This is a genomic window from Streptomyces sp. NPDC098101, assembly GCF_044760185.1.
Lineage (GTDB): Bacteria > Actinomycetota > Actinomycetes > Streptomycetales > Streptomycetaceae > Streptomyces.
In genome coordinates, this window is sequence record NZ_JBIWAS010000012.1 from 73564 (window position 1) to 83453 (window position 9890).

Consider the following 9890-nt stretch of genomic DNA (forward strand, 5'->3'; position numbering starts at 1 on the left):
CCCAGTCCTGTTGAAGCACGGCCGTACCCGCGAACGAGTGAGGGGGCGTACCCGGCATGAGTCCCGGCGACGAGCACGACAGCTTCGGCGGCGTGGGCGGCTCGGGCCAGACCCGGACCCGCCTGCCCGAGGGCAACAGCGGTGACGTGTACGGCGCCGGCCGCCGCCCCGTCCGCGCCTCCCGCTCCCTCGTCACGGTCGTCGGCGTGGTGGTCCTCCTCATCGGCGCCATCGCCCTCGCCAACCGCGGCGGCGGCGACCCGGCGGACCCCTCCGCCCCCCGCGCCGGCACCCCGGGCAAAACGGCCCCCACCACGGCGACGGGCGTCCCCCCGGTCACCACCAAAAACGGCCCGATCCCCACGGGGTACGCCCACGACGAGCAGGGGGCGCAGAGCGCGGCGACGAATTACGCGGTGGCGCTGGGGTCGGCGGCGATGTTCCAGCAGGAGTCCCGCCACGACATCGTGCGCGCCGTCTACACCCCGGCGGTCGTGGACGGCGTCCTGGAGAAGTTGGACGCCACCTACTCGACCGTCCTCGTGAAGAGCGCGGGACTCGATGCGAACGGCATCGCACCCACCGGCACGACCCTGGTGTCCCGCACGGTGCCGATCGGCGCCAAGGTACGGGAGTACACCGGGAACTCGGCGACAGTCGAGGTGTGGTGCGCCAACCTGGGCGGCCTCGCAGGCGCGGACTCGACCAGGCCCGTCACCTCCACCTGGTTCACCATCACGGAGAAGCTCACGTGGGTCGGCGGGGACTGGCGTCTGGAGTCCTCCAGCCAGAGCGACGGGCCCACGCCGGTCCACGGCGACGACCGCGCCTCCACCGCCGACGAGATCGCCGAAGCCGTCGAAGGATACGGAGGGTTCACCTATGCCCGCTAGCCGAAGCCTGGCGGGTCGCGCGACGGCGGCGTTCGCCGTCGCCTTCCTCAGCGCGCCGCTCCTGTTCGTGTCCTCCGCCCAGGCGGCTCCCACTCCCACTCCGACGACGCCCACGCCGTCCCCGAGCACCGGCGACAACCCGTGCGGCCTCATCGTGGGGCAGGCCCGGGACCTGTGCGAGAAGGGCCAGTCCGCCGGAACCGACAAGGCCCCCCTCACCGACCCCAACGCCGCCCTCGACCCCCTCACCTCCCTCTCCCGCGGCTTCGCCGACGCCGCCGTAGCCACCATCGACTACCTCTCCAAGGCCGTCAAAGAGACCGCCGACGTGGACTTCACCAACATGGAGTTCCTCGGCCGCTACGCCGTCGTCTTCGCCGCCTCCACCGTCCTCACCCTCCTCCTCTGGCTCCTCGCCGTCGCCAAGCGCGCCATCCGCGGCGTCCCCCTCACCACCGCCCTCTCCGAAGCCATCGGCTTCCTCTGGCTGACGGTCCTCGCCTCCGCCTTCACCCCCCTGATCCTCTACACCGTCGTCAATGCCACCGACGCCGTCACCGAGGTCATCGCCTCCGGCACCGGGCAGCAGACCGACGTCTTCTTCGGCAGCTTCAAGGAGGCCCTCCAGAAGGGCGACAGCATCGGCGGCGGCCCCATCATGCTGATCATCGTGTCCCTGGTGACCGTGATCGCCGCCGGCGTCCTCTACCTGGAGCTCTTCCTCCGCGCCGTCATGCTGTACGTCGGCGCCCTCCTCGGCGTCGTCGTCTACTCCGGCCTCGTCGACAAGAACATGTGGGGCCACGTCCGCCGCTGGGCCGGCATCATGATCGCGATCATCATGGTCAAGCCGGTCATCGTCATCGTCCTCGGCCTCGCCGGCGCCCTCTCCTCCGGCACCGGCCCGGACTCCTTCTCCGCCGTCGTCTCCGGCCTCGCGATCATCCTGCTCGCCATCTTCGCCTCCGCGATGATCTACCGCTTCGTCCCCGGCTTCGGCGACGAGATCGCCGCCTCCCGCAACAACCGCCTCCACCGCGCCGGCGAGAACGCGGCCGCCGCCGTCATCTCCTCCCCCGCCTCCCTCGTCTCCCAGGGCATCAAGACCCACAGCTCCCGCGGCGACGGCGGCGGCGGCGGTCAGGCCTCCGCGGCCCCCCGCCCCGCCAACCAGCTCTCCGGCGGCATGGCCGCCCACAGCGGCCGCGGCGGAAGCGGCGGCGGCGCGACTCCCCCGCCCGCCCCCCGCAGCAGCAGCCCCACCGCCGGAACCCCGCACAGCAACCGCAAGAACTCTGGAGGTGCAGGGCGTTGACGACCCAGTCCCAGCCGGTCGCGCCCCGCCGCACGTATCTCGTCGGCCGCGCCCGGCCCAACGCGATCGTCGGCAAGAACCGCGAGACCGGCGAGATCGCCCTGATCATCGTCGGCGCCTTCCTCGGCATGATGAGCGGACTCCTCGTCCCCCTCCTCCCCCTGCGGATCGCCCTCCTCGCGGGCCTGCCCATGCTCGCGATCGCCGCCGTGTACCTCCCGTACAAGGGCCGCACGTTCTACAAGTGGTTCGAGATCAACCGCAGCTACAAGCGGATGCTCAAGCGCGGCACCGCCTACCGCTCCGTCGCCGTCGAGGCCGGCACCCGCCTCGACGGCCGCGAGGTCGAGGTCGGCCCGCCCCCCGGCATCGGCCGCGTCGGCTGGCTCGCCGCCCCCTTCGGCCCCGACGAGATCGCCGTCCTCCTCCACGCCGACCGCCGCACCGTCACCGCCGCCATCGAGATCGAGGGCCCCGGCGTCGGCCTGCGCGACAGCGAGGACCAGGAGGCCCTCGTCGACCGCTTCGGCACCCTCCTCAAGCACGTCGCCAACGGCGACGGCTTCGTCACCCGCCTCCAGATGCTGGCCCGCACCCTCCCCGCCGACCCCGACGCCCACGCCAAGGACGTCGGCCAGCGCGGCGACCCGCACGCGCCCGCGTGGCTCATGGAGTCCTACGACCAGCTCCAGTCCATGGTCTCCACCTCCAGCGAGCAGCACCGCGCCTACCTCGTCGCCTGTATGCACTACACCCGCGAACTCGCCGCCGAGGCCAACGCCATGGCCCGCGCCGCCAAGCACGCCTCCGGCGCCCGCCGCCTCGACCGCGACGCCGGCCTCGCCGTCGTCATGGCCCGCGAGCTCACCGACATCTGCGCCCGCCTCGCCGAGGCCGACATCCGCGTCCGCCAGCCCCTCGGCCAGTCCCGGCTCGCCTCCCTCGTCCACTCCATGTACGACCCGGACCACCCCATCGACCACATCCAGGCCATGACCAAGCGCAACGCCTGGCCCGCCGAACTCGACGCGATGGAACCGACGTACCTCCAGGCCAAGACCCGCGAGTCCTCCACCCGCGCCCCCTGGTGCCACGCCACCGCCTGGGTCAAGGAGTGGCCGATGACCCCCGTCGGCGTCAACTTCCTCGCCCCCCTCCTCGTCCACACCCCCGACGTCATCCGCACGGTCGCCGTCACCATGGACCTGGAGCCCACCGAGGTCGCCATCGAGCGGATGCTCACCGAGAAGACCAACGACGAGGCCGACGCCAGCCGCGCCGCCAAGATGAACCGCACGGTCGACCCGCGCGACATCGCCGCCCACGGCCGGCTCGACCAGCGGGGTGAAGATCTCGCCAGCGGCGCTGCCGGAGTGAACCTTGTCGGGTACATCACGGTGTCGTCGCGTTCCCCCGAGGCCCTCGCCCGGGACAAGCGCACGATCAGGGCCTCGGCCGGCAAGTCGTACCTGAAGCTGGAGTGGTGCGACCGCGAGCACCACCGGGCCTTTGTGAACACCTTGCCGTTCGCGACCGGCATCCGCCGCTAGGGCCGAAGGGGCACAGACCCATGCGAGATCCGCTGTCCGTCCTCACCGAGGCCTTCACCTCCTTCCTCTTCGGGAAGGTGGAGACGACCCGGCTGCCCGTCCGCACCTCCACCGGACAGGCCCAGGCCGTCTACCTGCCGACCGCCGCCCCCGGCCTCGGCGACTCCGGCGTCATCATCGGCCGCGAGGTCTACAGCGGCAAGGGCTACATCTACGACCCCTTCCAGCTGTACGGGCAGCAGCTCCCCGCCCCCCACTGGCTGGTCCTCGGCGAGTCCGGCAACGGCAAGTCGGCCCTGGAGAAGACGTACGTCCTCCGCCAGCTCCGCTTCCGCGACCGGCAGGTCGTCGTCCTCGACGCCCAGGGCGAGGACGGCGTCGGCGAGTGGAACCTCATCGCCCAGGAGCTGGGGATAACCCCCATCCGCCTGGACCCGATGGTCGCCAACGACGCCGGGATCCGCCTCAACCCGCTCGACCCGTCGATCACCACCACGGGCCAGCTCGCGCTGCTCCGCACCATCATCGAGGTGGCGATGGGCCACGGCCTCGACGAGCGCTCCGGCTTCGCGCTCAAGGTCGCCCACGCGTACGTGAACAACCACGTCACCGACCGCCAGCCGATCCTCACCGACATCGTCGAGCAGCTGCGCCATCCCAAGGCCGAGTCCGCCGAGGCGATGAACGTCGCCATAGAGGACGTACGGGCCTGGGGCCTGGACGTCGCCCTCGTCCTGGACCGCCTGGTCGACGGCGACCTGCGCGGCATGTTCGACGGCCCGACGACCGTCGGCATCGACCTCGACGCGCCCCTGATCGTCTTCGACCTCTCCCACATCGACCGCAACTCCATCGCCATGCCGATCCTCATGGCGATCGTCGGCGTCTGGCTGGAGCACACCTGGATCCGCCCCGACCGGAAGAAGCGCATCTTCCTGGTCGAGGAGGCCTGGCACATCATCAACAGCCCGTTCGTGGCCCAGCTCTTCCAGCGCCTGCTGAAGTTCGGCCGCCGCCTCGGCCTGTCCTTCGTCGCCGTCGTCCACCACCTCTCCGACGTCGTCGACGGAGCGGCGGCCAAGGAGGCCGCGGCGATCCTCAAGATGGCCTCCACCCGGACCATCTACGCCCAGAAGGCCGACGAGGCGCGCAACACGGGCCGGGTCCTCGGCCTGCCCCGCTGGGCGGTCGAGATCATCCCGACCCTCACCCCCGGCATCGCGGTCTGGGACGTCAACGGCAACGTGCAGGTGGTCAAACACCTCATCACCGAGAAGGAACGCCCGCTCGTCTACACCGACCGCGCCATGACCGAGGCCTCGGTCACGGACCCGGAGCTGGAGTGGGAGACGGAGCAGCGGGCGATCCTCGTCGAGCAGCAGCTGAACGGCTCCTCGCAGTCGACGGTGGCTTAGGCGGGGTCAGGACGGGCGAGCGGGCAGGACGGGCGGGACGGATGGACACGGCACGGAAGGGAGGGGGAGGCGTCTCGGACGGGCTGCTGCTCGGCCTGTTCGCCCTCCTCCTCTGTCTCACGGTCCTGGTGTGGACGGCGACCGGCCTCGCGGGCCTGTTCGCCCGGGGAGCCTGGCCGGACGGCGTCGCCTTCACGGGTACGCCGTCGGCCCTGCGCTCCCTGGCGACGGCCCCGACGGACCTCCCGGCGGCCTGGCCGGCCACCCCGCCGGACCAGCTGTCGGGGTACGGCCTCTTCTGGGGCCTCCTGATCGGCGAGGCGATGGTCCTCGCGGTCCTCGCCGTCTTCGTCCTGGGCACCGTGGTCCGCTGGCGCGCGGTCCGCGCCCACCGCAAGGCGGGCACGTACGGGAATCCCGTACGGGATGTCCCGGAAGCCGTACGGGAGGAAGAGCCGCACCCGGTACGGGACGGGGCGCCACACCCTCCGGTACGGGACCACGCGGCCCCTCGCCCGGCAGCCGCTCCGCCGGCCCCGGCGTTCACCGAACCCCCCGAGCACACCCGGGAACCCGCCCCCACCCCCCTGGTCCCCGTACGGGAGACCCCGAGGCCGCCCCTTGCCCCGGCCGAGCCGCAGATCCCCCCGCAGCCCCGCCCCGCACCCGACCACACGGCCCCCGCGGGGCCCGGCACCCTCTTCGGCCCGCCCGAAGTCCGCCGCCCCGCCGCCGTCCAGGCCGTACGGGACGCCGAGGGGCCGGTCCTCGTCGTCACCTCCGACCCCACCGTCTGGTCGGACACCAAGGATGCGCGCGGCAAGCTCGGCCCGGTCCTCGTCTACGACCCCGGGCACCTCTGCGACACCCCGGCCCGGCTCCACTGGTCGCCCGCCGAGGGCTGCGAGGACCCGGAGACCGCCCAGGCCAGGGCCGCCGCCCTGCTCGCCCCGGTCCGCCCGCACTCCCGGCTCGACGCGGCGACCGCCGACACCGCGGAAACGCTCCTGCGCTGCTGGCTGCACGCGGCGGCCGTCGACGGCCGCCCCTTCCGGCAGGTGCACCGCTGGGCCCAGGGCTCCGACGCCACCGAACCCGTACGGATCCTCCGCAGCCACCCCAAGGCCGTCTCCGGCCTGGCGGGCGTGCTCGAATCCGCCCTGACCGCACACCCCGAAAGCCGCCGCACGGCACAGGAACTGACGGCCCGTGCGTTCTCCGCGTTCTCCACGGTCCACATCCGGGAGGCGTGCACCCCGAATCGAACGGATTCGCTGGCGCTGGCATCTTTCGTCCCCGAAGGGGGCACCCTCTACGTGGTGGGTGAATCGATCGAGGACCCCCGCACCCACCCCGGCGCGATGCCGCTCCTGACGGCGCTCGCCGCAAGCGTGGTCGAGCGCGGCCGCCGCATGGCCGTACGGTCATCCGACGGTCGGCTCGACCCACCACTCACCCTGGTGCTCGACGACGTCGCCGCCGTCGCCCCGCTCCCCGCGCTCCCGTCCCTCCTGGCCGAAGGCCCCCTCCGGGGCCTGCCCACCCTGGCCCTGATGCGCTCCCGCGAACAGGCCAGAACCCGCTGGCCGAACGACACCCTGGTCCCCCGGGGCTAGGGCCTGTCCGGCGGATCAGGGTCGGAGAGGTCGCGGCGTCTGGTGCGGTGCCTCGCAAGGCGCCGGAGCGGCTCGACAGCGGAGCTATCGGGACGTTTCGGCAACGCGGCGAGGTGCCGTGCCAGGCGTCGCGGCCCCGGCCATGATCTGTCGGACAGGCCCTAGGCGGAAGCCGGCCGCCGCAGCTCGTGCTCCACCTCCTCCGCCGACCCGCTCCCCGGCACCGCCACCCGCTCGCCCGTCGCCGTGAACCCGAACCGCCGGTAGAAGGCCGCCGCCCGTGCGTTCTCCTCGTGCACGTACAGCCGCACCCGCTCGACCACCGGCTCCGTCAGCGACCAGGACCACTCCACGCCCGCCCGGAACAGCTCGTCGATCACGCCCGCCCCGCGCGCCCCGGGACGCACGTACACGCCCACGACGTGCGTCTGGTCGGCCTTCACCGGCCCGCCGAACCGCACCCCGTCCGAGGGCCGCTCCACGCGCACCGTGATCGTGCCCGCCCAGGAGCCGTCCGGCTCCTCGGCCACGAACTGCCGCAGCTTCCCCTCACCGCTCTCGGACGACGCCTCCGTCCACTCCCGCCAGAAGGAGTCGGGCCGCTCGACGGCCGCCCCGTACGTGTCGAGGAAGGCGAGGTGCGCGACCGGATCCCGGAGGGCGGCGAGACGGATCTCGCGGGCCTTCTCCCACTCGTCGCCGCGGACGGCACGTACCAGATAGTCCATGAACCCGATCCTGACGACGAACGCACGCCCCTGACAAGGCATTTCCCGGGCCCGCCCCGCCGTCGTACCCCGGTACTACGCCCCCGCCCCCCTCACACCACCCCGGTCCGACGCCCGGCCCCCGCCCGCCGCCTAGCGTCGAAAACATGATCCGAGCAGAGAACCTCACCAAGCGGTACGGGGACAGGACCGTCGTCCGGGACCTCAACTTCACCGTCCGCCCCGGCACCGTCACCGGGATCACCCCGGCCCGCTGGGCGTCCGCCGCCCTGGCCGTCCCCGCCCTCTTGCTCAAGCGCCGGGACGTATGAGGAAGATGACGACGTGACGACGGAGACGGAAGACCACCCGGGCGGGAACGCGGACAACGGCCTCAGCCGCCACGTCCACCGTCTCCTCGCGCGCGTACGGGCCTTCGACGCCCGCCACCCCTGGCCGTGGGACACGGCGGTGACCTCCTGCTGGGTGGTGGCGGCGCTCGTGGACGCGTCGGGCGGCTGGCGGACCACCGCCCCGGACCCGACCCTGCCGGTCCCGCTCGTGACCGTCCTCAGCCTGGCCCTGAGCGTGCCGCTGTACTGGCGCCGCCGCCACCCCACGACCGTCCTGGCCGTGATGGCGGGCGCGGCGCTCGTCAGCGACGCCTCGGGCGCCTTCCTCCAGTCCTCGTACCTCCAGCTGCTCCCGGTCTTCCACATCGCGCTGCTCCGCCCGCCCCGCGCGCTCCTGTGGTCACTCGCCCTGATCCTGCCGCCGCTGGTGACGGGGGCGTTCCGCTTCTTCCCGGAGAGCTGGGGCCAGCGGGTCGTCCCCACCCTGTGGGCGTACGCGCTCGTCGCCCTCCTCGGCATCGCGGTCCGCTCCCGCAAGGACCACACGGCGGGCCTCGTCGACCGGGCCCGCCGCCTGGAGATCGAGCGCGACCAGGAGGTCCGGCTCGCCGCCGCGGCCGAACGGACCCGCATCGCCCGCGAGATGCACGACATCATCGGCCACAACCTCTCGGTCATCACCGGCCTCGCGGACGGCGGACGGTACGCGGCGGCCAAGAGCCCCGAGCGCGCCGCCCAGGCCCTCGCCGCCATCGGCACGACGAGCCGCGAGGCCCTCGCCGACCTCCGCCGCCTCCTGGGCGTCCTGCGCGACGACGAGGAGGCCGTACGGGCCCCCCAGCCGACCCTGGCAGACCTGGACGCCCTACTCACCGGCGTGCGCGAGGCGGGCCTGCCGGTACGCCTCGCCGCCGGCGACGACCCGCCCGCCCCGCCCCTCTCCCCCGGCGCCCAGCTGACGGTCTACCGGGTGGTGCAGGAGGCCCTGACGAACACCCTCAAGCACGCGGGCCCCGGCGCGAAGGCGACCGTGCTCCTCACGCACACCCCCCGGGAGGTACGGGCGGAGATCACCGACACGGGAACGGGCACCGCCCGCGGCCCTCGGGGGCAGGGGCAGGGGCTCACCGGAATGCGCGAGCGCGCGGCCCTCTACGACGGCACACTCGACTGCGGCCCGCTGCCGTCCGGCGGCTGGTCCGTCCGGCTCCGCATCCCCCTCCGAACCTCCCGGGAGGTCTCCCCCTCGTGACGACCGTTCTCATCGCGGACGACCAGCCGATGCAGCGCTTCGGCTTCCGCATCCTGCTGGAGAGCCAGGACGACATGACCGTCGTCGGCGAGGCGTCGAACGGCGCCGAGGCGATCCGCCTGGTCGACGGCCTGCGCCCCGACGTCGTCCTGATGGACATCCGGATGCCGGGCCTGGACGGCATCGAGGCGACCCGCCGCATCATCGCCACGGGCGCCCGCTCCCGCGTCCTGATCGTCACCACCTTCGACCTGGACGCGTACGCGTACGACGGTCTGCGCGCCGGCGCCAGCGGCTTCCTGGTGAAGGACGCCCAGCCGGAGGAGCTCCTCGCGGGCATCCGCGCGGTGGCCGCGGGCGACGCGGTCGTGGCCCCGAGCCTCACCCGCCGCCTCCTGGACGCCTACATCCACCACCTGCCGCAGGCCGCCCCTGCGGACGAGCCCCGCCCGGAAGACCCGCGCCTCGCCGCCCTGACGGACCGGGAACGCGAGATCCTCACGGTCGTCGGCCAGGGCTGGACGAACACCGAGATCGCCACCCGCCTCCACCTCGCGGAATCCACGGTGAAGACCCACGTGAGCCGCATCCTCGCGAAAACGGGCGCCCGCGACCGCGTCCAGGCGGTCATCCTGGCGTACGACACCCAGCTCGTCGCGCCGGCCTGAGAAAAGGCGGCGGGAAAAAGGCCCGTGAACGCAGGAAAGCCCCGCACCAGAAGGTGCGGGGCTTTCCCACAATGATTGTTCGGCGGTGTCCTACTCTCCCACAGGGTCCCCCCTGCAGTAC

The 9890-nt window shown here is 72.8% G+C and carries 9 protein-coding genes; 8 read left to right on the forward strand and 1 reads right to left on the reverse strand.

Annotated features, from left to right (window positions below; genetic code table 11):
• Window positions 1-56 precede the first annotated feature (56 nt).
• Genes ACIQVI_RS32760 through ACIQVI_RS32780 form a run of 5 tightly spaced genes read left to right on the forward strand, consistent with a single transcriptional unit; the run spans window position 57 to window position 6789 of the window.
• Entirely contained in the window at window positions 57-893 is an 837-nt protein-coding gene (locus ACIQVI_RS32760; RefSeq protein ID WP_403602615.1) for a hypothetical protein, read from the forward strand.
• Window positions 883-2208, forward strand: coding sequence for a hypothetical protein (locus ACIQVI_RS32765; RefSeq protein WP_403602618.1), 1326 nt, complete (start codon window positions 883-885; stop codon window positions 2206-2208). The genes ACIQVI_RS32760 and ACIQVI_RS32765 overlap by 11 nt, the downstream gene beginning before the upstream one ends.
• Window positions 2205-3758 (forward strand): SCO6880 family protein, encoded by a 1554-nt coding sequence (locus ACIQVI_RS32770; protein ID WP_351972626.1) that lies wholly within the window; start codon window positions 2205-2207, stop codon window positions 3756-3758. Before ACIQVI_RS32765 ends, ACIQVI_RS32770 begins: the two co-directional genes overlap by 4 nt.
• 20 nt (window positions 3759-3778) lie before the next feature.
• On the forward strand, window positions 3779-5173 hold the full coding sequence (locus ACIQVI_RS32775) for an ATP-binding protein (protein ID WP_351972627.1): 1395 nt from the start codon (window positions 3779-3781) through the stop codon (window positions 5171-5173).
• Between the two features lie 41 nt (window positions 5174-5214).
• Window positions 5215-6789 carry a type VI secretion protein gene (locus tag ACIQVI_RS32780; protein ID WP_403602622.1) on the forward strand — a complete coding sequence of 525 codons (1575 nt, stop codon included), beginning with the start codon at window positions 5215-5217 and terminating at the stop codon, window positions 6787-6789.
• A gap of 161 nt (window positions 6790-6950) precedes the next feature.
• On the opposite strand, the gene ACIQVI_RS32785 is transcribed toward ACIQVI_RS32780, so the two are convergent.
• On the reverse strand, window positions 6951-7517 hold the full coding sequence (locus tag ACIQVI_RS32785) for a GNAT family N-acetyltransferase (protein WP_403602625.1): 567 nt from the start codon (window positions 7515-7517) through the stop codon (window positions 6951-6953).
• Between the two features lie 146 nt (window positions 7518-7663).
• On the opposite strand from ACIQVI_RS32785, the gene ACIQVI_RS32790 reads away from it, so the two are divergent.
• The 3 genes from ACIQVI_RS32790 to ACIQVI_RS32800 are packed head-to-tail and all read left to right on the forward strand — an operon-like array spanning window position 7664 to window position 9769.
• Window positions 7664-7828, forward strand: a complete 165-nt coding sequence (locus ACIQVI_RS32790) for a hypothetical protein (RefSeq protein ID WP_403602628.1) — start codon at window positions 7664-7666, stop codon at window positions 7826-7828.
• A gap of 13 nt (window positions 7829-7841) precedes the next feature.
• On the forward strand, window positions 7842-9101 hold the full coding sequence (locus ACIQVI_RS32795) for a sensor histidine kinase (protein ID WP_403602631.1): 1260 nt from the start codon (window positions 7842-7844) through the stop codon (window positions 9099-9101).
• Window positions 9098-9769, forward strand: coding sequence for a response regulator transcription factor (locus ACIQVI_RS32800; protein ID WP_351972631.1), 672 nt, complete (start codon window positions 9098-9100; stop codon window positions 9767-9769). The genes ACIQVI_RS32795 and ACIQVI_RS32800 overlap by 4 nt, the downstream gene beginning before the upstream one ends.
• The last annotated feature ends 121 nt before the right edge of the window (window positions 9770-9890 follow it).